At 59.3% G+C, this 22,367-nt stretch carries 18 protein-coding genes and 1 pseudogene; 9 read left to right on the forward strand and 10 right to left on the reverse strand.

Going from position 1 to position 22,367, the window contains the following annotated elements:
* Positions 1-220 precede the first annotated feature (220 nt).
* Positions 221-1,096 carry a pca regulon transcriptional regulator PcaR gene (gene pcaR / locus AB7M23_RS01630; protein WP_454240092.1) on the reverse strand — a complete coding sequence of 292 codons (876 nt, stop codon included), beginning with the start codon at positions 1,094-1,096 and terminating at the stop codon, positions 221-223.
* Between the two features lie 561 nt (positions 1,097-1,657).
* Here pcaR and AB7M23_RS01635 point away from each other — a divergent pair.
* Both AB7M23_RS01635 and AB7M23_RS01640 read left to right on the forward strand, forming a co-directional pair.
* Complete coding sequence (locus AB7M23_RS01635; protein WP_065758709.1) at positions 1,658-1,858, forward strand: hypothetical protein; 201 nt, start codon at positions 1,658-1,660, stop codon at positions 1,856-1,858.
* A 340-nt stretch (positions 1,859-2,198) separates the two neighbouring features.
* Positions 2,199-3,671 carry an inorganic phosphate transporter gene (locus tag AB7M23_RS01640; protein ID WP_454240093.1) on the forward strand — a complete coding sequence of 491 codons (1,473 nt, stop codon included), beginning with the start codon at positions 2,199-2,201 and terminating at the stop codon, positions 3,669-3,671.
* A gap of 66 nt (positions 3,672-3,737) precedes the next feature.
* Here AB7M23_RS01640 and AB7M23_RS01645 read toward each other — a convergent pair whose 3' ends face one another.
* A complete protein-coding gene (locus tag AB7M23_RS01645; RefSeq protein ID WP_454240094.1) occupies positions 3,738-5,213 on the reverse strand; it encodes a helicase HerA-like domain-containing protein in 1,476 nt (491 codons plus the stop codon).
* Between the two features lie 229 nt (positions 5,214-5,442).
* Between AB7M23_RS01645 and AB7M23_RS01650 the strand changes: the two are divergent.
* Both AB7M23_RS01650 and AB7M23_RS01655 read left to right on the forward strand, forming a co-directional pair.
* Positions 5,443-6,408: pseudogene (locus AB7M23_RS01650) on the forward strand (HAMP domain-containing protein); the annotation flags it as partial.
* Positions 6,409-6,501: 93 nt separating this feature from the next.
* The gene (locus AB7M23_RS01655; protein ID WP_371917216.1) at positions 6,502-7,266 is read left to right on the forward strand and encodes a methyl-accepting chemotaxis protein; all 765 of its coding nucleotides are present in this window, start codon (positions 6,502-6,504) and stop codon (positions 7,264-7,266) included.
* Positions 7,267-7,394: 128 nt separating this feature from the next.
* Here the strand turns inward: AB7M23_RS01655 and purU are convergent, their stop codons facing one another.
* On the reverse strand, positions 7,395-8,246 hold the full coding sequence (gene purU / locus AB7M23_RS01660; RefSeq protein ID WP_065761852.1) for a formyltetrahydrofolate deformylase: 852 nt from the start codon (positions 8,244-8,246) through the stop codon (positions 7,395-7,397).
* Between the two features lie 301 nt (positions 8,247-8,547).
* Here purU and mvaT point away from each other — a divergent pair, with 301 nt between their 5' ends.
* The gene (gene mvaT / locus AB7M23_RS01665; RefSeq protein WP_065761853.1) at positions 8,548-8,925 is read left to right on the forward strand and encodes a histone-like nucleoid-structuring protein MvaT; all 378 of its coding nucleotides are present in this window, start codon (positions 8,548-8,550) and stop codon (positions 8,923-8,925) included.
* 71 nt (positions 8,926-8,996) lie between these two features.
* Here the strand turns inward: mvaT and sbcB are convergent, their stop codons facing one another.
* The 3 genes from sbcB to AB7M23_RS01680 form a co-directional block, all read right to left on the reverse strand.
* Entirely contained in the window at positions 8,997-10,427 is a 1,431-nt protein-coding gene (sbcB, locus tag AB7M23_RS01670; RefSeq protein ID WP_454240095.1) for an exodeoxyribonuclease I, read from the reverse strand.
* A 36-nt stretch (positions 10,428-10,463) separates the two neighbouring features.
* On the reverse strand, positions 10,464-10,823 hold the full coding sequence (locus AB7M23_RS01675; RefSeq protein WP_065761855.1) for a PilZ domain-containing protein: 360 nt from the start codon (positions 10,821-10,823) through the stop codon (positions 10,464-10,466).
* A 127-nt stretch (positions 10,824-10,950) separates the two neighbouring features.
* Positions 10,951-11,337, reverse strand: coding sequence for a tetratricopeptide repeat protein (locus AB7M23_RS01680; protein WP_065761856.1), 387 nt, complete (start codon positions 11,335-11,337; stop codon positions 10,951-10,953).
* A gap of 183 nt (positions 11,338-11,520) precedes the next feature.
* Between AB7M23_RS01680 and pyk the strand changes: the two genes are divergently transcribed.
* The 3 genes from pyk to AB7M23_RS01695 all read left to right on the forward strand — a co-directional run bounded on the left by pyk (position 11,521) and on the right by AB7M23_RS01695 (position 17,493).
* The gene (gene pyk / locus AB7M23_RS01685) at positions 11,521-12,972 is read left to right on the forward strand and encodes a pyruvate kinase (protein WP_454240096.1); all 1,452 of its coding nucleotides are present in this window, start codon (positions 11,521-11,523) and stop codon (positions 12,970-12,972) included.
* 214 nt (positions 12,973-13,186) lie between these two features.
* Positions 13,187-16,531, forward strand: coding sequence for a toxin VasX (locus AB7M23_RS01690; protein ID WP_454240097.1), 3,345 nt, complete (start codon positions 13,187-13,189; stop codon positions 16,529-16,531).
* Positions 16,528-17,493, forward strand: coding sequence for a DUF6708 domain-containing protein (locus AB7M23_RS01695; RefSeq protein WP_454240098.1), 966 nt, complete (start codon positions 16,528-16,530; stop codon positions 17,491-17,493). Before AB7M23_RS01690 ends, AB7M23_RS01695 begins: the two co-directional genes overlap by 4 nt.
* A 27-nt stretch (positions 17,494-17,520) precedes the next feature.
* Here the strand turns inward: AB7M23_RS01695 and AB7M23_RS01700 are convergent, their stop codons facing one another.
* Entirely contained in the window at positions 17,521-18,459 is a 939-nt protein-coding gene (locus AB7M23_RS01700; protein WP_454240099.1) for an iron-sulfur-binding ferredoxin reductase, read from the reverse strand.
* A complete protein-coding gene (locus tag AB7M23_RS01705) occupies positions 18,452-19,564 on the reverse strand; it encodes a diguanylate cyclase domain-containing protein (protein WP_454240100.1) in 1,113 nt (370 codons plus the stop codon). The genes AB7M23_RS01700 and AB7M23_RS01705 overlap by 8 nt, the downstream gene beginning before the upstream one ends.
* 297 nt (positions 19,565-19,861) lie before the next feature.
* Between AB7M23_RS01705 and AB7M23_RS01710 the strand changes: the two genes are divergently transcribed.
* Positions 19,862-21,385: a fumarate hydratase gene (locus tag AB7M23_RS01710; RefSeq protein ID WP_099775683.1), complete on the forward strand. Its 1,524-nt coding sequence runs from the start codon at positions 19,862-19,864 to the stop codon at positions 21,383-21,385.
* Positions 21,386-21,430: 45 nt separating this feature from the next.
* Here AB7M23_RS01710 and AB7M23_RS01715 read toward each other — a convergent pair whose 3' ends face one another.
* Complete coding sequence (locus tag AB7M23_RS01715) at positions 21,431-21,727, reverse strand: ribbon-helix-helix domain-containing protein (RefSeq protein ID WP_099775684.1); 297 nt, start codon at positions 21,725-21,727, stop codon at positions 21,431-21,433.
* A gap of 10 nt (positions 21,728-21,737) precedes the next feature.
* On the reverse strand, positions 21,738-22,319 hold the full coding sequence (locus AB7M23_RS01720) for a DJ-1/PfpI family protein (protein WP_099775685.1): 582 nt from the start codon (positions 22,317-22,319) through the stop codon (positions 21,738-21,740).
* Positions 22,320-22,367 lie beyond the last annotated feature (48 nt).

The raw sequence follows: 22,367 nt of genomic DNA on the forward strand, positions 1-22,367 counted from the left end.
GAGGACGCAGTCTTTTTGGGGTCTCAGCTTCCGCGCAGGACGCGGTAGGACAGGTGTGCGGGAACAGGAAGGATACTATTCATGGGGCTTGGCCTCTCGCTCATTATTATGTTCGAGCAGTCGGGCTACTCGATGCGAGGGACATTAATCAGGCACCCAATAGCGCGCAATTCGACAAACGCAACTCTGTGCGTTTATCGAACAACATTGAACAGCCCACTCAAGCGAACAGTTGCGCACTCAGATCACGACTGGCCGCCAACATGATGGGCAGGAACCGCTGTTCCAGTTCGCTGCGACTGACCCGCCCGGCATGTGTACTGACATTCAAGGCTGCCAGCACCTGGCCCGACGAATCGTAGACCGGTACAGCGATCGAGCGCAGGCCCTGCTCCAACTCCTGATCAACAACACACCACCCTTGCTGGCGAACCTGCTGCAAGCATTCAAGCAACGCTTCTGGATCACGAATGGTTCGACTGGTCTTGGCCTGCAGATCGGCGTGCTCCAGATACTCATGCAAGGTGGCATCGTCAAGTGCCGCCAGCAGGATCCTGCCCATCGAGGTGCAATAAGCCGGTAGCCGCCCGCCCACCGACAGGTCCACTGAAATCAGCCGCTGTACCGTGGCCGAACGCGCGATGTACAGGATATCGTCGCCTTCCAGCGTGGCCATGTTGCAGGCTTCATGCAACTGGTCACTCATACGGTCCAGATAGGGCTGGGCCGACACCGCCAACGGCGTGGACGACAGGTAGGCATGCCCCAGGGTCAGCACTTTGGGAAGCAGCGAATAGGTACGGCCGTCCGTGGTCGCATACCCCAGCTTGATCAAGGTATGCAGGCAGCGGCGCACCGCAGCACGGGGGATCTCGGTACGGTGACTGATCTGGGCAATGGTCAGATGGCGCTTGCGCTCCTGAAAAGCCTGCACGACCGCCAGCCCCCTGGCCAACGAGGTCATAAAGTCCGGGTCGCCGGTGAATGCCTGAATGCGCTTGGCCGGCGAAGCCACGATCGGGGGTGCCAACGAAGCAAAGGAGCTTCGCAGCTGGTCGTTGAGTCCTGGCCCTTTAGGCTGTAGTTCGTCGTTCATGGCTTACCTCGGCAAAACGCTCACGAGTGCGATTATCGAACCATCGACCGATAATCGCAATTGACCGCACCCCACAATTGCTTATACCTTTCTCCAGCCACCATGTGGCTTCTTGGAGAGACTGGTCAGGTACCCACCGTAGAAGTCCCAGGCACGGCCTTGCTCTCGAAGCGAGGCCGTTTTTTATTTTTTGCAGCGACTCAACAACCCGTTCAGCGCATGTATGGGCGATCGTCATTTACGTTCATGAATGCGCAACAGAACTTTGTTGTTGCGGCCGAGGCAGTACCGAACGATAGAGTTATTCAACTCACTTGCTATAATCCAACTTACGTTTGGATGACACGGTAGTGCACGCCGTCACTCGAGCCTCATGCAAGTGCGCTCAACGGCTCGACGACAGCGCCTTGAAAGCTTCAAAATACACGTGGTCATCCGTTTACCCGGAAATACCCCGGACTGCCCACGGTGTTTCATACACAATTGTCGCGTATGAAGCCTGCCTGCGGGACAGCATCCGCCTTAACACCAGAGTGTCATTTCAACTATCAGGTAACAACTGTGACGAAAGATGAACTGCGCGCGGAACTTGAGCGCCAGGAACAACGTTACAAGGAAGTTTACGGTGGTGAAGTAACCACCTACGCTGCCCAGCCCGACCCGGAACGCAAACCGTGGCGCAAACGCGCCAGCGTTCTTGACCAGGCGTTTGCCCAGGAACTGCAGAAAATGGAAAAGGAGCTCAAGGCCGAGGAGCCTTAGCATCGTTTTCAAACCGCCTGCCCGCCTTGCCCTGAGGGGTCTTATCGGGTGCGCGTGCAGCGCCATAGCTGGAGGAGTCTTGCGCTGGATCAGTTAACGGTTACGTAATCTCACAAATTTCATACAAACGTATGATTTTTTTGAGCTCGTTTAAAATCCTTGATTTCGCGGAATTTAACCGCAATTTCACCGAATTTTATCCGCCTGAACCCGCCAACCCTCTTTTTTCACTGTCGCGACCCATAGCTGGACAGGTACTTACCGACCAGCAGCTAGTGCATCGATTACCGATGATTTCTGGCATAATCGCGCCCCCTTATGACCGGGTCAGAAAACCTTCATGATCGAATTATTCAGCGGACTTGATGCCTGGGTCCTGGTAAGCCTGCTGCTTGCCTTGACCTTCGTGCTCGCATTCGAGTTCATCAATGGCTTTCATGACACCGCCAACGCGGTTGCCACAGTCATCTACACCAAAGCCATGCCGCCTCACCTGGCCGTGTTCTTTTCCGGCGTGTTCAACTTTCTTGGTGTTCTGCTCGGCGGCGTCGGGGTGGCCTACGCCATCGTCCACCTGCTGCCGGTAGAACTGCTGATCAATGTGAACACCGGTCACGGCCTGGCCATGGTCTTTTCGCTGCTGGCGGCGGCGATCACCTGGAACCTGGGCACCTGGTATTTCGGGATTCCGGCATCCAGCTCCCATACCTTGATCGGCTCGATCCTGGGCGTGGGCCTGGCCAACGCGATGCTCAACGACATTCCGCTGGGTGATGGCGTCAACTGGCAGAAAGCCATCGATATCGCCATGTCGCTGGTATTGTCGCCAATGGCCGGCTTCCTGGTCGCCGCACTGGTGCTGCTTGCCCTGAAATGGTGGCGCCCGCTGTCGAAGATGCACAAGACCCCGGAAACACGCCGTCAGGTCGACGACAAGAAACACCCACCGTTCTGGAACCGCCTGGTATTGGTCATTTCAGCCATGGGCGTCAGCTTTGTACACGGCTCCAACGACGGCCAGAAAGGTATTGGCCTGATCATGCTGGTACTGATCGGCATCGTCCCGGCGCAGTTCGTCCTCGACCTGAACAGCACCACCTACCAGATCGAGCGCACCCGCGACGCAACCCTGCACCTGAGCCAGTTCTATCAGCGTAACAACGCTACCCTTGGCGAGTTCCTCGCACTGGGCAAGGCAAAGAATGGCGACCTGCCGGAGCAGTTCAGTTGCAACCCGCAGCAGACCGAACCGACCATCAATGCCCTGACGCAATCGCTCGTGGGCGTCTCCGACTACCACTCGCTGTCGCCTGAAAAGCGCGTCGAAGTGCGACGCTACCTGCTTTGCCTGGACGACACCGCGAAGAAGGTCGGCAAGCTGCCTAACCTGCAAGCGCGTGAAAAAGCCGACCTGGAAAAGCTGCGTAAAGACCTCACCGCCACCACCGAGTACGCGCCGTTCTGGGTAATCCTGGCTGTCGCCCTGGCACTGGGCGTCGGTACCATGGTTGGCTGGAAACGGGTTGTACTGACCATTGGCGAAAAAATCGGCAAGCAAGGCATGACCTACGCCCAGGGCATGTCGGCACAGATCACCGCAGCCTGCGCCATCGGCATGGCCAACGTGTTCAGCCTGCCCGTGTCGACCACCCACGTACTGTCCTCTGGCGTTGCCGGCACCATGGTCGCGAACAAGAGCGGCCTGCAAGGCGGCACTGTTCGCACCATCCTTCTGGCCTGGGTATTGACCTTGCCAGCATCGATGTCGCTGGCAGCCGGGCTGTTCTGGCTGGCCTCCAAAGCCATCGCCTGACCCGCAGCCGTACAGTAAAGAAAGGCGCCTCACGGCGCCTTTCTTATGCTTGAAATCTCGCCACCACTAGCGGCGTTTACTCCCCAGCAGCGACCCCATCAGCCCCCTTACCAACTGCCGCCCCAACTGACCGGCCGCTTGGCGTACTGCCGACTTGATTGCCTGCCCTGCAGCACTCTGTAAAAACTCACCGGCTTTATCGGCAAAACTGTCCTCACTGGCTGCTGAAACCTGCTCCGGCGCGGGCGCGGTACCTTTACGTGCCGACAACATTTCATACGCCGATTCGCGGTCGATCGGCTTATCGTAACGACCAGCCAGCGGCGAAGTTGCAATCAGATGTGCCCGCTGTGCGTCACTCAATGGCCCGATACGTGACTGCGGCGGTGCAATCCGCACGCGCTGAACCATCCCGGGTGTTCCCTTCTCCTGCAGGGTTCCCACCAATGCTTCCCCGATCTCAAGCTCCGTGAGCACTGAAAGCGTGTCAAACGCCGGATTAGGCCGAAAGCCATCCGCTACGGCCTTGAGCGATTTCTGCTCTTTGGTGGTAAATGCACGCAAGCCATGCTGGATACGCAACCCCAACTGAGCCAGAACATCGTCGGGCAGATCTCCCGGCGACTGGGTAACAAAGTAGACCCCAACGCCTTTGGAGCGGATCAACCGAACCACCTGCTCCAAGCGTTCTTGCAATGCCTTTGGCGTTCCGCTGAACAACAGGTGCGCCTCATCAAAGAACAATGCCAACAGGGGTTTGTCTGCGTCGCCACGTTCAGGCAACTGCTCAAACAGTTCGGCCAGGAGCCAGAGCAGGAAGGTTGCGTACACCTTTGGCGCCTCATGCACCAGACGACTGGCATCCAGCAGGTGGATACGCCCGCGCCCATCGGCAGCCGGCTGCAAAAGGTCTTCCAGTTGCAGCGCAGGCTCACCAAACAGCGCCTCGGCGCCCTGCTGCTCAAGACTCGCCAGACGACGCAAGAGCGCCTGGCTGGAGCCGCTGGTCATCAATGCCGCATCGTCGCCCAATACCTGCGGATTGTCCTTCAAGTGCGCAAGCAGTGCCTTGAGGTCCTTGAGGTCAAGAAGCAACAACCCTTCTCGATCCGCCACCTTGAACGCGGCATACAGCGCGGCTTGCTGGCTGTCTGTCAGCTCCAGCAAGTTACCCAACAGTAGCGGCCCCATCTCGCTGAGCGTCGTGCGCAAGGGGTGGCCCGACTGGCCGTGAACATCCCACAAGGTGACCGGGTAGGCCTGCGGGCGATGCTCAAGCCACGGCATCGAGGCGATGCGCTCGGCGACTTTCCCCTGCGGATCGCCCTCTGCGCCGAGGCCGCACAAGTCACCTTTGACATCGGCGGCAAACACCGCCACACCCGCGTCGCTAAAAGCCTCGGCCAAGTGCTGTAACGTCACGGTCTTTCCGGTGCCCGTGGCACCCGCCACCAGCCCGTGACGGTTGGTCAGACGCAGTGCCTGAACGACGGGCTGACCATCAACATCTGCGCCCAGTACGACGTGTGCGGAGTCAGTCATTATTTTTTCTTCCTCTATTCAAGCTTTGCATGAAAGCGGTCGATAGCTAGGTGTGATGCACCGCACCAAAAGCCAGAAAAAGACCCGACAAGGACATCGGCCCCTGCACTGCTTTGAAGCTGTTCTTTGTGCGACAGACCCGGATTAGAAGACCTTAGCGGACATATACGTTATGAACAAAAGCCTCCGTTTCAGCCATAAGATCCTAATGGCCGCTTCATTGATCGTCATGATCGCCTTCGCCCTCTTTACCTTGTACAACGATTACCTGCAGCGTAATGCGATTCGCGATGATCTGAAAAACTATCTTGAGGAAATGGGCGAATCCACATCGACCAACATCAAGAACCTGTTTGACGGTCGTATTCTGCTGGTACAAAACGCGGCCCAGAACATCGCCGCCTTCCCCAATCAAGAAGCCATCGGCACGATACTCGGCCAACAGTCGCTTGTTTCAAGCTTCCTGACGGTTTACCTGGGCGACATCAATGGTGGCTTCACCATTCGTCCGCTGACCAAGATGCCTGACGGTTACGACCCACGTGTTCGCCCTTGGTACAAGGATGGCCTGGCAGCCAATGGCCCGATCCTGACCGAACCTTACATCGACGCCAGCACCGGCAAGATGGTGATTTCCGTGGTGGTTACGGCAGCCCGTAACATCGGCGTGGTCGGCGGTGACCTGGCCCTCGATGGCCTGACCGAAATCATCAATTCGCTGAACTTTGGCGGCATGGGCTATGCCTTCCTGGTGAACGATCAGGGCAAAATCCTGGTGCACCCCGACAAAAACCTGGTGATGAAGTCACTGTCGGACCTGTTCCCGCAAAACACCCCGAGCCTCACCAAGGAAATGAGCGAAGTCGAGCTCAACGGCCGCACCCGCGTACTGAGCTTTGCGCCAGTCAAAGGCCTGCCGTCAGCCAACTGGTACATCGGCCTGTCCATCGACAAGGAGAAAGCCTATGCGATGCTCAGCAAATTCCGTACCTCGGCGATCATCGCCACCCTGGTCGCCATCGTTATCATCATCGCCCTGCTGGGCCTGCTGATTCGCATGCTGTTGCAACCCTTGAACATCATGACCAAGGCAATGGAAGACATTGCTGAAGGTGAAGGTGACCTGACAAAACGCCTGAACATTCACAACCACGATGAGTTCGGCACCCTGGGCAAGGCATTCAACCGTTTCGTCGAGCGCATCCACGGCTCTATTCGCGAAGTGTCTTCGGCGACCCAACAGGTCAATGAAGTGGCATTGCGTGTAATCAGCGCCTCAAACTCGTCGATGGTCAACTCTGACGAACAGTCCAACCGCACCAACAGCGTTGCCGCAGCAATCAATCAGTTGGGTGCCGCCGCCCAGGAAATCGCCCATAACGCTGCGCAGGCCTCACAACAGGCCAGTTCTGCACGGCACCTGGCCGAAGAAGGTCAGCAGGTGGTCGACCGCAATATCCAGGCCATGAATCGCCTGTCTGACCTGATCTGCACGTCCAGCGCCCACATCGAGACGCTCAACAACAAGACGGTCAACATTGGCCAAATCCTTGAAGTCATCACCAGCATCTCGCAGCAAACCAACCTGCTGGCACTCAACGCAGCGATCGAAGCTGCGCGAGCTGGCGAGGCCGGTCGTGGTTTTGCGGTGGTTGCCGATGAAGTTCGCAACCTGGCACACCGCACGCAAGAGTCGGCACAACAGGTGCAGAACATGATTGAGGAGTTGCAGGTTGGCGCCCGTGAGTCGGTTGACACCATGAGTCAGAGCCAGCGCCACAGCCAGGACAGCGTGTCGATCGCCAACCAGGCAGGCGAGCGCCTGAGCAGCGTGACACAGCGCATCGGCGAGATTGACGGCATGAACCAATCGGTCGCTACCGCCACTGAAGAGCAGACGGCGGTTGTCGACTCGATCAACATGGACATCAATGAAATCAACATGCTCAACCAGGAAGGTGTCGAGAACCTGCAATCGACCCTGCGCGCCTGCTCAGACCTGGAACAACAGGCTACCCGCTTGAAACACCTGGTCGGCAGCTTCCGCATTTAACGCCACCTGCAGGCAGCGACGCCCGTCGCTGCCTGCCCTCCCCCCGCACACCCAACCGACCACACCTGCAGTCGCTGGCGCGAAGCGCGGACGGATGGCTCATACCGAAATCGCGCTAAACCACCGAATCAGTTGAACACCACGGTTTTGTTGCCGTGCACCAGTACGCGGTCTTCCAGGTGATAACGCAGGCCACGGGCCAGCACCATCTTCTCGACATCCCGACCAAAGCGAACCATGTCTTCAATGGTGTCGCTATGGCTGACGCGCACCACATCCTGCTCAATGATCGGACCGGCATCCAGCTCTTCAGTGACATAGTGGCAGGTTGCACCGATCAGCTTCACGCCGCGCACTGCCGCCTGGTGGTAGGGCTTGGCGCCAACGAACGACGGCAGGAAACTGTGGTGAATATTGATCACCTTCTGCGCATATTCCTGGCACAGCTGTGGCGGCAGGATTTGCATGTAGCGCGCCAGCACGACCACATCGGCGGCATGCTCTTTGACCAGGCGCGAAACCTCGGCAAATGCAGGCTGCTTGTCTTGAGGGTCGACAGGGACATGGAAGAACGGGATGCCGTGCCACTCAACCATGCTGCGCAGGTCGTTGTGGTTGGAAATCACGCACGGAATCTCGCAATCCAGTTCATTGCTGTGAAAACGGTGAAGCAGGTCGGCCAGGCAATGGGACTCGCGACTGGCCATCAACACCACACGCTTCTTCTGGTCGGTATCGGTGATCCGCCAAACCATGGAGAACTCTTCTGCGATAGGCGCGAAGGCCTCGCGGAAAGCCTCGATACCAAACGGCAGGGTTTCAGCGCGAATTTCGTGACGCATGAAGAACCAGCCGCTCAATTCATCGGAATGGTGGCTCGCTTCGTTGATCCAGCCGTTGTAGGACGCCAGGAAATTACTGACTTTGGCGACGATGCCGACGCGGTCGGGGCACGCAATCACCAGCCGATAGGTGCGCATGAAAATGGACTCCAGAACTTCGCAAAGGTGCTCATTCTAACGATTGCCCAGCAAAACTGCAGTAATGATTGCAACTGCCAGGTCGACTGATGGACGGTGGCCGCAAGGTCTTCGACCACTGGCGCTACGCCAGCTGCGACAAAAAGTTACTTGTTCCAAGACACTTTAAGTTTGTAAATTTCTACCTGACAGATTCCAGACATTAAAATGCGTTCATGTGATTTTCGAGTTTAATGTTTACTTGACGAAAACCTCTGACTATTATTGCGGCACTGTTTCCCTTTCCACCAAGGATTGCCCCATGTCCCTGATCAACGAATACCGCGCCACAGAAGAAGCCATCAAAGAACTGCAGGCCCGTCTGAAAAACCTGTCGGAAGACGACAAACTACAGAAAGAGCTGGAGTTCGAAGGCAAATTGCGCGAGCTGATGGGCGAGTATCAAAAGTCGCTGCGCGACATCATTGCCCTGCTGGACCCAGAAGCCAAACTGAACAAAGCACCACGTGGCGCGGTGAAAACCACCGGTACCAAGCGCGCGCGTAAGGTCAAACAATACAAGAACCCACATAACGGCGAAGTCATCGAAACCAAAGGTGGCAACCACAAGACACTGAAAGAGTGGAAAGCCAAGTGGGGCGGCGACGTGGTTGAAGGCTGGGCAACGCTGCTCGGTTAATCACGACCGGCATATACTGATGCCTGTAATAAAAACGCCAGCATGCTGGCGTTTTTTATGTTCGCAATATTTTACATGTGTAAACGCACCTTCAGCGCCTGAACATATTCACGCCACGTACCGAGCAATCCACGCTGCTGCTCCGTTGCCTGAGCCCAACAGCCCTCCAGCGCCTGTTCGAAGGCGGGCAGCGTGTTGGGCGCGCCCATGGCCTCGTCCGTCAAACGCTGTCGACAGAACTCGACCCAACGTTGATGCTCTTCAGCACTCAAGGTCTCAGGAAAGTTTCGGGCACGATAACGGAACAACAGCTCCGGTAAGCGTTCGTCATCAAACATCCATTGCCCGCTCACCAATTGTTGTGGATCAACACTGCGCACCTGCTCGCACAAGCGACGATCACGCTCGCCTAAAAAACCCTCGTACAGTTGCTGTTCGGGGTCTTCACAGGACGAAAATTCCTCGGAGGCATAAACCGTTTTCAACTTATCTTGAACAATCGCCTGATGACCTTGCAGCTCAGCAGCCCTGTCGTGATACAGCTGCATATCCAGCGCCAAGCGCTGCTGATCTTCATTGCGCAATACCGACAACGGTGCAATCACCGGGCAACGATTTATGTGAATCAACTTCAAGGGTACCGGTAGCTGCCCCTCGGCTAACGCCTCACGGCGCGTGTATAAATGCTGGCGTATTACCTCGGCCTCTTCCTCCAGCAAAGGCCGGGGATCCAGGTGCAGGTCACAGACAATCAGTGCATTGCGATTACGTGGGTGCCACGCTAAAGGCAACACCACACCCAGATAATTACGCGCGGCGGAAAAGCGACCGGAGATATGTACAACGGGCTGCATCAATCGAATATGGTCGAGTACTTTCTGCTTGCTACGCAGTTGAAACAGCCAGTCGTATAGCTTCGGTTGTTTTTGTCTGATCAACCTTGCCATCGCAATAGTGGCACGCACGTCGGACAACGCCTCATGCGCCTGGCCGTGATCGATACCATTGGCGGCAGTCAGCAGTTCGAGCTTCAGGCTGATGCGTCCGTCCTGTTCAGGCCAATTGATGCCATCCGGGCGTAAAGCGCAGGCGGCCCGTACCGTGTCGATCAGGTCCCAACGGCTATTGCCACCTTGCCACTCTCGGGCATAGGGGTCGAAAAAGTTGCGGTAAAGACTGTAACGCGTGACCTCGTCGTCAAAACGCAAGGTGTTGTAACCCGCACCACAGGTACCCGGGCGCGCCAGCTCGGCATGAATGCGCGTCATGAATTCAGCTTCGCCAAGGCCATGATCGGCCAAGTGCTGCGGCGTAATGCCAGTGATCAGGCACGCCGCTGGGTGCGGCAAAATATCGTCACTGGGTCGACAGTAGAGGTTGACCGGCGCCTCGATCTCGTTGAGCTCAAGGTCAGTGCGCACACCGGCAACCTGCAACGGGCGATCGCTACGGGGGTTGATGCCGGTGGTTTCGTAGTCGTGCCAGAAGATGCTGGAGCTCACGGGAATTCCCTGATCAGAAAATCCCCCGAGTCTACCTCAAGCCGAAGCGCTCAATGGGTAGAAGCTGAAGTAGTTGCGCAGGGCAAGCACCAGGTGATCATACTCACGAGGAGGGTGCAGCAGCATGAAGCCAGAGTCGTAGTGGCCTGGCGTCTGGTCCTCATGGCACCAGAGGCAACTGGCCGTCAGATTGATCAGGTGCTGGGCACCGTCAATGCCGGGCAAACGGATCTGCAACTCGAAATCCGGTCCCACCAGCAGAGGCAGCTGGCTGATCAGCATCAGGCCGTCTTCCGACACATTACCCAGGTAACCAATAGGCTGATCGGTAAGGCGGTTGAAGACTTTGAGGAAATAAGGGAGCTGGTGTCGCTCGATATGGCGCTCGGTAAACATGGTTCGAACCACTGTCGGAAACCCTTGAGCAGGGTCGCGCTAGTACTGCCGATGGGGAGGCGCTTGCCTATGACAAGACTAGCGCAACATACCCCATACGTCACAATCGAACCCTAGTACTTTCGCACTAGCGCCAGGAGGTAACCGCTGCCGGGCGGGTAATCGCCTCCTCACCTGCGCGGTAGTGGCCAAGGCGTTCCAGCGTCTGCAAACGCGCCCGGGCACGGAACGCATACTCGTTCTGCGGGTAACGCTGAATGATGTACTGGTAAGTCTGCACCGCGTCCGGGTAGAGCTTCTGGCGCTCCAGGCATTGCCCCCGCAGCATCGCGACTTCCGGCTGTACGAACGGCCGGGCTCGGCTGGTACGGTCGACCTGGGACAGCTCGAGCATCACCCGCTCGCAATTACCCCGATCATAGGCACGGTAGGCATTATTCAAATGGTGGTCCATCGACCAGCGGGTACAGCCGACGACACTGGTCGCCAAGGCTAAGACTATCAAGGCTCGCATGGGGGATTCTCCTGTGATGTGCAGTGTATCGGCTTTTGGCCGCAAATCTGAAGACGAGCCACCCGACACACGTCCTACGGTTCAAACGACCTGCACTCCGCCTGCAAGGTAGTACACAGGAACAATGACTACAGGCTTTTTCAGGAGTAGCCTTTCGCAGCGCTTCACTAAAGGAGTCTGTGCATGACCATCCGCCGTACCAAAATTGTCGCCACCCTCGGCCCCGCCAGTAATTCACCGGAAGTTATCGAGCAACTGATCCTCGCCGGTCTGGATGTCGCGCGCCTGAACTTCTCTCATGGCACCCCCGCAGAGCACAAGGCTCGCGCCCAGCTGATCCGTGAAATCGCCGCCCGCCTCGGCCGCCATGTGGCCCTGCTCGGCGACCTGCAAGGCCCTAAAATTCGTATCGCCAAGTTCGCCAACAAGCGGATCGAACTCAAGGTCGGCGATCGTTTCACCTTCTCCACGGCTCACCCACTGACCGAGGGCAACCAGGACATCGTCGGTATCGACTACCCGGACCTGGTCAAGGACTGTGGCGTCGGCGATGAACTGCTGCTCGACGACGGCCGCGTGGTCATGCGTGTCGAAACCGCTACCGAGGATGCGCTGCACTGTTCCGTGCTGATCGGTGGCCCACTGTCTGACCACAAGGGCATCAACCGCAGAGGCGGTGGCCTGACCGCCCCGGCCCTGACCGAGAAAGACAAAGCTGACATCAAGTTGGCTGCAGAGATGGACCTGGACTACCTGGCCGTGTCCTTCCCGCGTGACGCCAGCGATATGCAGTATGCCCGTCGCCTGCGTGACGAAGCCGGCGGCAAGGCCTGGCTGGTGGCAAAAATCGAACGTGCCGAAGCCGTTGCCGACGATGAAACCCTCGACGGCCTGATCGCCGCCAGCGACGCGGTCATGGTGGCACGGGGTGACCTGGGCGTGGAAATCGGCGACGCCGAACTGATCGCGATCCAGAAGAAGATCATTCAGCACGCCCGCCGCAACAACAAGGCCGTGATCGTCGCCACCCAGATGATGGAGTCGATGATCCAGAACCCGATGCCGACCCGTGCCGAAGTGTCCGACGTCGCCAACGCCGTACTGGACAACACTGACGCGGTGATGCTCTCGGCAGAAAGTGCTGCCGGTGCCTATCCGGTCGAAGCCGTCCAGGCCATGGCGCGCATCTGCCTGGGCGCGGAAAAACACCCGACCAGCCAGAAGTCCAGCCACCGCCTGCACACCCGCTTTGAGCGCTGCGACGAAAGCATCGCCCTGGCGGCCATGTACACGGCCAACCACTTCCCGGGTGTCAAGGCGATCATCGCCCTCACCGAAAGTGGCTACACCCCACTGATCATGTCGCGCCTGCGCTCCTCGGTGCCGATCTTTGCCTTCTCGCCACACCGTGCCACCCAGGCTCGTGCCTCGATGTTCCGTGGCGTGTACCCAGTAGCGTTCGACCCAGCAGCCCTGCCAGCGGACAAAGTCAGCCAGGCCGCGGTTGACGAGTTGATCCAGCGTGGCGTGGTTGAGCAAGGCGACTGGGTCATCCTGACCAAGGGTGACAGCTACCACACCATCGGTGGCACCAATGGCATGAAGATCCTGCACGTCGGCGACCCGATCGTCTAAGGTCAAGCCAGCCCATCAAAAGCCCTGCAGTAGACACTGCGGGGCTTTTTTGTTTTTGCGCTCCACACGCCCTTCTGCACCTGCGCCACGCTGCCTGCACCAACGCTTTCGGAATCGCCCTACATCAATCCCAAAGCATCTTTGCTAGCGTTCGGCGCTTTGCGGTCAGTGCCTCACTGACAAGCACTGCCCCCAACAACAAGGAGCGCATGGAATGAGCGCCGAAAAGAAAGCCTATGTCTGCCAGTTGGCCGAAGCCGACCGTGCCGCCAGGGCTCACCCTCATGTCGACATCAATAGCCCGGTCGAGCTTTGCCAAGCCTCGCAGCCCGAGATCTTCGTCGTCCCGGTGCGCTACGCCCTGGCCGAAGAGTGGGCCAGCCACCCGTGCTGCGACCCTGGGGTTGTGCCGCAAAGCCATGCCATGGCGGCGCGCCGGCTGCGTTGCGGTTACCTCTACCTGTGGCACCACGAAGGCCCGCTCAAGCGCTATGCGGTGGCCGACAACGGCCTGCTGCTGGAACAGGCACTTCACGACGCGCCTGGCCGTGTGGCCAATGGCACCCTTGTCGGCCTGGCGCTGGATAAACACCACGACGCCTGGATGAGCTTTACCGAACACCCCATCGGGCCTGAACAGTGTGCCCGGCTGAGTGAACGCAAGATACGCGACCGGCACATGCGCCACGTGGACTTGCGCCAGGTGGCCGACACCCTGCAGGCGCCGCATTGCCCGCCCTGGGAACACGCCGACCAGGTGCTCGCCGAGCTACTGCCTGAGAGTTACCTGCGGGCACTGGCCATTGAATATCAGCGCACGGAGTACGCGCAGCACGCCGAAATCCTCGGCGATCAGATGATCGCGGACCCCACACCGGCCAGCATCAAGGCCTACACCGATGCCATGTACCACAACCAGGAGCGGGCCAAGGCGGCGGAACAGTACGCCGAAGTGAGCGCCGACACCCCGCCCACCGGTGAATGGAGCGCCGAGCGCTGGGACGCCCTGCAGGTCAAGGACTGGCTGGCGACCATCCACGCCCAGGCCAAGGCCCTGTACCGCGTGTTCGCCTGCCTGGACGATGAGCTGGGCGTGCTGCGCGACATCAACCATGAGCAGGAGCAGGTGCAAACCCGCCATGAGCAGTGGACCCAGGACAACACCCTGCGCCTGAGCGTGGGGGGCTTTGTTCGCAGCCTGATCACCGAGGATGCCGCGGAAGTGGCGGGCCGGCTGCGTTACGTTTACCACAAGAGCAACGACAGCGGCCCGGGCCGGGAAATCGAGTTCAGCACCGAGCAGGGCGACATTCTGCTCAAGGCTCACCGGCGCCTCGACGAGTTGCTCAAGGAAGAACAACTGATCGAACAACAACGCGGGCACACCTACAGCTCCCGGCAGGCGGATGAAAAACTCTGGGCGCTGCGCGAGCAAATCGCCGAGGCCACCGCCCCGGTTCGTGCTTTCATTCCGATTGACCTGTACAACGAAGTCGAAACCCTGGTTAGCCAGTACCGCGCTGAAAAAGTCACCCACCTCACGGAGCGGGCGGGCGCCAGGGTCGAGGAATACATCGACCTGCCGGCCCTGAACACCTGGCTCGACCACACCGCACCGGCCCACTACGCGCAGGTCAACGAGCGCCATGCGCTGCTGTATGCCGACCGTGACCTGTATTTAAAGCGTCACCACCGTGCGACCTGGTGGGTCGATTATGACGACAGCGGCACTCGCGCCTGGCTCGACCACCTGGCCACCGCCTGCCTCAGTGCCCAGTGCCTGCACGATAAAGGCGCCGAACAATATGCCTACTATGTCCGCAGCCCCGACCCCGGTGTGCTGCGCCAGCTGTTCTTCGCCTGGAGCCCAACCCTGGAAGCGGCGCTGAACAGTGCCACGCGCCACAGCGAGATCCTCGGCGCCCTGGCCCAGGAAAACCGCGGCAACGCCTATGAAGCCCTGGCCAAGGCCCTGGCGCCGCTGAGCCGGGCGGTCCTGGATGATATCGGTGCGCGGGCCAGTACCCCCCATGGCGAATGGAACACCCTGGTCAAACGCCTCGGCGCGGCCTTGCTGCGGCTCAGGGGCGAGGAAGCCATGGCCCTGAGCCCGACCTGGAACAGCCTACTGGTGGCGATCAAACTGGGCACGGGGGCCGAGGCGCGCTGGGGCATCGAAGCTGGCAAACCGGTACTGCGCCTGTTTGGTGACTCGGCCGAGGAACTGTGGCGCTGGGCCCAGTCGACCGGGCGGGCCATTAGCCTGGGGCAACCGGCGGGCATCTTCAACAGCAAGGTGGTGCAAAACAGCGGCGGCTTGATCGCCCTGATGGTGCTCCTGCTCAACAGCTGGAATGCCAATAGCTACCTGAGCCAGGCCAGTGCGCTGGAGGGGATGGACAATCAGCGGATCAACGACACGATTTCCGCGACGCTGTACGCCGGGGCGGCGTTGACGGCGGTGGTGGATATGCAGATTCGGAAGGGGTTGGGGGTAAAAGAAGTTTCAGCAAAGCTTCCTAATAATATCTGGGCAAGCGCACCTGTATTGACGTTGTTTGGTGGTGTTATTGGTGGGTTGTCATTTTATGCAGCATTTAAAGAATTCAGCTCACTACAAACGCAACTGGAAAACTCCCACAACTCTATAGATCCATGGCTGGACATGCGCCACTCCGTCGTTGGCGCTCAAGTGGCGGTTTTCGGCACCCAAGCATTACTCGGTGTAGCCTATACCGCCAGGGCTATCGCTGGTGTCATGACCGTCGATGCCGCAATTGCAGGTTTTTCACTCTGGATGGGGCCGGTCACGATCCTGATCGCCGGGCTGGGCATGCTGTACCTGATCGCCTGGTTTTTCCAGCAAAAGCCCTTGCAGGCTTTTCTCGCCTACTGCTGCTGGTCCAAACGGCGGGCGCGCGACCTGGGGCCCGTTTCGCCCGAGGCGCAGCAGCAGGAGTTCGCCCAGCTGTACCGCATCCTGTATGCGCCGAAGGTCAGTGTTGAGGTGCTCAACACGCTGACCTATTCAGCTCATCCCTACATTAAACGCAGCCTCTCGGTCATCAGAAGCCTGACCCTCGACCTGCCGGGTGCGGAACCCCACAGTACCTACCTGGCGCTGGCCATGATCGGTGACCCGATCGATCGTGATACCTGGGATATGCAACTGGAGATGAACCCACTCAGCACCGTGGCACCGCCGCGCTTATGGTGCGATGTCGGTAAATACTGGCTGGCGGAAAGCCGCTGCAGTTGGATACCCCACCAAGAGGGGCAAGGCCTGCGTTTGCACGGTGAGTTTCGCCTGTCGAACAACCTCAGTTCAAACCCCGCCAATGTTTCGCTGCGCGTGTACTACCGGACACCACTGATCTCGCTGCTCGGCGAGGACGCCTTTGTCGGCGGCGAACGGGGCGTGGCCTTTACCATCACCCATAAAGATGGCGTCGTCGCCCTGCGTGACGATCCTACTCCCGGTTTGGACAGTGCCCGGCATTACCTGTTGAGTGACCAGCAGCAATGCTCGCGCTACCTGCAGCCGACGTGGCGAAAATGAGTAGACCGGCAGCCGGTACAACCCAAAAACGCTTGTTCTCACAACGTGATTACCTGGCACCCCTGCCGATCCCGACCGGTGAACCGCCGGCGGATGTACTCAACACCATCTGGCGCAAGAATGAGGTGTTTCTCGATATTGGGAGCTACAGCATTGGATCAGGGGTGATGGTCATATGGCCCCTTGCGATGATGTTTCTGATTATGGGGTATTACTCTTGGGATGATGACCTCTGGTACATCTTCGCTATCGGAGCAGGACTCATCGTTGGTGTTCCATCATTTATTTTGATCCAAAGCCTGTTCCGTCCTGTCCCCTTGCCGTTGCGCTTCAATCGCCAACGCCGCGAGGTCTGCGTTCCCCGCGAAGACGGCGAATACTGGATTGTGCCGTGGGAGTCGGTGACCGCAGCAGCCGTCCAGCATTCGACCGTCAGCCAAGGGGGGCGAATGGAAATGGGGCTGTTATTCATCGGCTTTGATAACCCCGATCCTGATGCACAGGAAGGTAACCAGCATTTCAGCTTGGGTTTCAACTGTGGCGGCGGTACCACGGCAATGGCCTTGTGGGAGTGCATGCGCAGTTACATGGAAGTCGGGCCGCAGGCGCTACCTGAAGCCAACGACTTTGAAGGTGCCCGCGCAAGGCTTAAAGGGCGAAACGTCTTCTGGGGCGAATGTTGCAATTACATGGATGGCATTCGCGAGTATGCCGTCACTGGGCGCATGCACAAGGCACTATGGCTGGTATTTGCCCTGTTCGTGTTCGGCGCGCCTTTGGCCTTCATGCTGCAAACCTGGAAGCTCTCACCCCCACCGGACCTGCCGTACCCCGAGATCAGCGAATGGTCAAAACCCCTGCCACCCGAACAGTGGGCCAAGCGCTCACCTGAACTCGAAGCAGCCATTGCTGAGCGTGAGGCGGAGCTGGCGGCATTGGCACACGCCGGTCAGGCGCGCTAGCGGCCAGGTTCGGACGCACCGGAGGCTTCAGGCGTGGTCGGTAAAGGTATCCGCCAATACCTGATTGCGCGGCACGCCGGCCAGGAACAGTCGACGGGCGAACTGCTCCACACTGGTCGGCGCGCCGCAAACCAACGCCAGGGTTTGCCGTGACGGTGGGCGCAATGCCGCCAGCGCAGCGGGTAACTGCTCTGGGGTGATCAATTCCACCTGCAGTAATGGGTGTTCCCGCGCCAGCGCCTGCAACGGCGCCGCCAGGTAATGCGCGTGCGGGTCGGGCGCCAGGTGCAAGAGCCGAATCGTCCCGCGGTGGCCCTGACGCAAGGCCTCGCGCAAGATGCCCCAGAGCGGCGCCAGGCCCGTGCCGGCGGCCAGCAGCCATAGCGGGCGCTCTTGCCAGTCGGCGTCATAGTGCAGCGCCCCGCCACGCAATTCCCCCAGGCGCAGCATTTCACCCACGTGCAGTTGTCGAGCCGCATCGCAAAACAGCCCAGGCCGACGGCAGTCGATATGAAACTCCAGAAAGCCCTCTTCGCCCGGCAGGCTCGCCAACGAGTAGGGCCGGGCAACACCTGCGGCCGTCCACAACACCAAGTGCTGGCCGGCTTGGTAACGCAACGGTTTAAGCGGCACAACACGCAGGCGCAACACCTCAGGGGCGAGCCAGTCGAGTGCCACGATTTCAGCGGGCACACCATCCTCAAGAGGATCAAAGCGCGCAATGCGCAGGTCCTGGTCCACCCGACACTGGCAGGCCAACCGCCAGCCGTCCTGACGCTTTTCCTCGGCCAGCGCAGCGGGATTGGTATCGGTCGGCACACCTTCCAGGCAGCGCACCAGGCAGGCATGGCAACTGCCGGCCCGGCAGCTGTAGGGGATGGCCATACCGGCGTCATTCAAGGCATCAAGCAAGTTGCTACCGGCCGCCACAGTCCAGCAGTGCTCCCCTACATGCAGTTCAGGCATCGGCATACTCCCAAGCCGGCAGGCAACGATTGCGACCGCCATGCTTGGCACGATAGAGGGCTTGGTCGGCGCGGTGCAAGGCCGCGTCCAGATCATCACCTTTGGTGAGCAAGGTCATGCCCGCCGACAAGCTCAAATGCGAGCCTGGCAAGACGACTGCTGCCAGCTCAGCCTCGGCAAAGGCTCGGCGCAGACGCTCGCAACACACCGACAGTTGCTGGGCACTGCAGTGGGGCAGGAGCAACACAAACTCTTCGCCGCCATAACGCGCCACGATGTCGGTTTCACGCAAACACGCCCGGGCAATACGGGCAAATGCCTGAAGGACCTGGTCGCCGACCGCATGCCCGTACACATCGTTGATACGCTTGAAATGATCAAGGTCGATCAGCGCCAGACCATGTTGGCCACCCGCCTCCATGCGACCCAGCTCCTGCTCGGCCAGACGCAGAAAATGTCGGCGATTGAACAGACCGGTCAGCTCGTCAGTGGCCACCAACTCCTCCAGTTGACGCATCATGCCGCGCAAGGTGTCCTGATGGGCTTGAAGGGCGAAGCGATGCTTGCGTATGCGTTGCCGCGAGGCTTGTACATAGCGGGCATACAGGCACAACCAGACCAGCACCACGAGCAACGCACTGCCTTGCAGCAACGCAAGCGATGGGTTGGCCATCCGGCCGGTGAAGCCCTCCCAGCCATTAAGGACAAGGAAGCAGCCAAACACCAGCGCGGCGCAGCGGACAAATGCACAACCACGCAAATGGAACAGGCCAAACATCAGGATCAATGGATAGACCACCATAAAGGTTCCGCGCGCTTGCCCCAGGTGGGCCAACAACCAGGTCAGCCCGATCAAGGCCAGGACGATCTGCAGCTCGGTAAGGCTAGGGTCCTTGAAGCGCAAGTTGATCCCGCTGAGAAAAACCAGGCCCAGCAGCACTTGGGTCAACAGCATCAAGCCACTGCCTGCCACCAACAACCCCGGCGGCGCAAGGAAATGGCCGCACAGAAATGCCACCCAGGCCAGCACCACAACCAGCGAGTAGGTGCTGACAGCCAGGAGGAAACGCTTGATGAGAAGCTTTTGCAGCGCTGTTTCGGTCACAAATGACTCACCGTGCTGCCATTGATGGCGACAAGTTGAAAGATGGCTAGGTGCCACTTTAGGCGCTGAACACAACAATTGCCATGTTTGCACTGACGTACCACGCAAAATCGATGCCTGTCTGCTGCCGACCTTTGTTGCACGACACAAACGTGTATCGACTGCCGATGCACGCTATACTGCGGCGCCTTTTTTGCGTCGCCAGCTCCAGTCGGCGCGCCTTGAAAGTCGTTTCGACAGCCCGTTTGCGTCGAAACTCCTTATTGAATGTTCCCGTCTTTAAGAGGAGCGCGCTGCATGACCGTGATCAAGCAAGACGACCTGATTCAGAGCGTTGCCGACGCCCTGCAGTTCATTTCCTATTACCACCCCGTGGACTTCATCCAGGCGATGCACGAGGCCTACCTGCGCGAAGAGTCGCCGGCAGCCCGTGACTCCATCGCCCAGATCCTGATCAACTCGCGCATGTGCGCCACAGGCCACCGGCCAATTTGCCAGGACACCGGCATCGTCACCGTATTTGTGCGCGTCGGTATGGACGTGCGCTGGGATGGCGCCACCATGAGCCTGGACGACATGATCAACGAAGGCGTCCGTCGCGCCTACAACCTGCCGGAGAACGTCCTGCGTGCTTCGATCCTGGCCGACCCGGCTGGCGCTCGCAAGAACACCAAGGACAACACCCCGGCGGTGATTCACTACTCCATCGTTCCCGGCAACACCGTGGAAGTGGATGTGGCAGCCAAGGGCGGCGGTTCCGAGAACAAATCGAAGATGGCGATGCTCAACCCGTCCGACTCGATCGTTGACTGGGTGCTGAAGACCGTTCCGACAATGGGTGCTGGCTGGTGCCCACCAGGCATGCTCGGCATTGGCATCGGCGGTACCGCCGAGAAAGCTGCGGTCATGGCCAAGGAAGTACTGATGGAGTCCATCGACATCCATGAGCTCAAAGCCCGCGGCCCGCAGAACCGTATCGAGGAACTGCGCCTGGAACTGTTCGAGAAGGTCAACCAACTGGGCATCGGTGCCCAGGGCCTTGGCGGCCTAACCACTGTACTCGACGTCAAGATCATGGATTACCCGACCCACGCTGCGTCGCTGCCGGTGTGCATGATCCCGAACTGCGCCGCAACCCGTCACGCGCACTTCGTGCTCGACGGCTCGGGCCCGGCAGAGCTGGAAGCGCCGTCGCTGGACGCCTACCCGGAAATCGTCTGGGAAGCCGGCCCATCGGCTCGCCGTGTCGACCTCGACACCCTGACCCCGGAAGACGTTCAAAGCTGGAAGCCGGGCGAAACCATCCTGCTCAACGGCAAGATGCTCACCGGTCGCGACGCTGCGCACAAGCGCATGGTCGAGATGCTGAACAAGGGTGAGGCGCTGCCAGTAGACCTCAAGGGCCGTTTCATCTACTACGTAGGCCCAGTCGACCCGGTTGGTGACGAAGTCGTTGGCCCAGCCGGCCCGACCACCGCGACGCGGATGGACAAGTTCACCCGTCAGATCCTTGAGCAAACCGGCCTGTTGGGCATGATCGGCAAGTCCGAGCGCGGCCCGACTGCAATCGAGGCGATCAAGGACAACAAGGCTGTCTACCTGATGGCGGTCGGTGGCGCGGCTTACCTGGTCGCCCAGGCGATCAAGAAATCCAAGGTGCTGGCCTTCGCCGAACTGGGCATGGAAGCGATCTACGAGTTCGAGGTCAAGGACATGCCTGTTACCGTTGCGGTCGACAGCAAAGGTGAGTCGGTTCACATCACCGGTCCAGCGATCTGGCAACACAAGATCGCCGAGAGCCTGGCAGTAGAAGTGAAGTAAGCTGCACGGCGATGAGGCCCAGCCGGGTCTCATCGCCGCAGCGTTTCATCCCACGACGCGCAACGACACCGGCTGCGCTACCTGACGCTGGCTCAGGTAACGAATGCAGCTCACCCGCAGGAACGAGGCGAAATTCACGACCTCGCCGCGGTAGGCCATCACCTCTTCATACAACTTCGTGATCAACTGGTTGACGGTCATTCCATCGACCTCGGCGATCTCCTGCAACACATCCCAACACTGGTTCTCAAGCCGCACCGTGGTCACGACCCCGCGAATGCGCAAAGAGCGGCTGCGCGACTCATACAGAATGGGATCGGCCTTCACGTAGAGCTCGCACATACCGCCTCCTTCAGAGTGTGATCCGGGTGCCGAGCAAGCCCAGGAAACCGGCCAGCCACGCCGGGTGTGCCGGCCACGCAGGCGCCGTGGCCAGGTTGCCCTGAACATGGGCCTGAGTCACTTCGATGTCGACATACTGACCACCCGCCAAGCGCACTTCCGGTGCACACGCCGGGTAGGCGCTGCACTCGCGGCCTGCCAGTACGCCCGCAGCGGCGAGCAGTTGGGCGCCGTGGCAGACGGCCGCAATCGGCTTGCCCGCCTGATCGATGGCCTTGACCAGTTGCAACACCTGCTCATTCAGGCGCAGGTACTCCGGTGCCCGCCCACCCGGAATCACCAGTGCGTCGTAGTCTTCGGCACGTACCTTGGCGAAGTCGAAATTCAGGGCAAAATTGTGCCCCGGCTTCTCGCTGTAGGTCTGGTCACCCTCGAAATCATGGATTGCCGTGCGTACCGTCTGCCCCGCGGCCTTGCCCGGGCACACGGCGTGCACGGTATGGCCGACCATCGATAATGCCTGGAACGGCACCATCACTTCATAATCTTCGACGTAATCGCCGACCAGCATCAGGATTTTCTTCGCGGCCATTTCGCTGACTCCTTGGGCACAGGGGGGAAAGTTCTCCATCACAATAGC

This window comes from Pseudomonas sp. HLS-6 TE3448 (genome assembly GCF_053629555.1).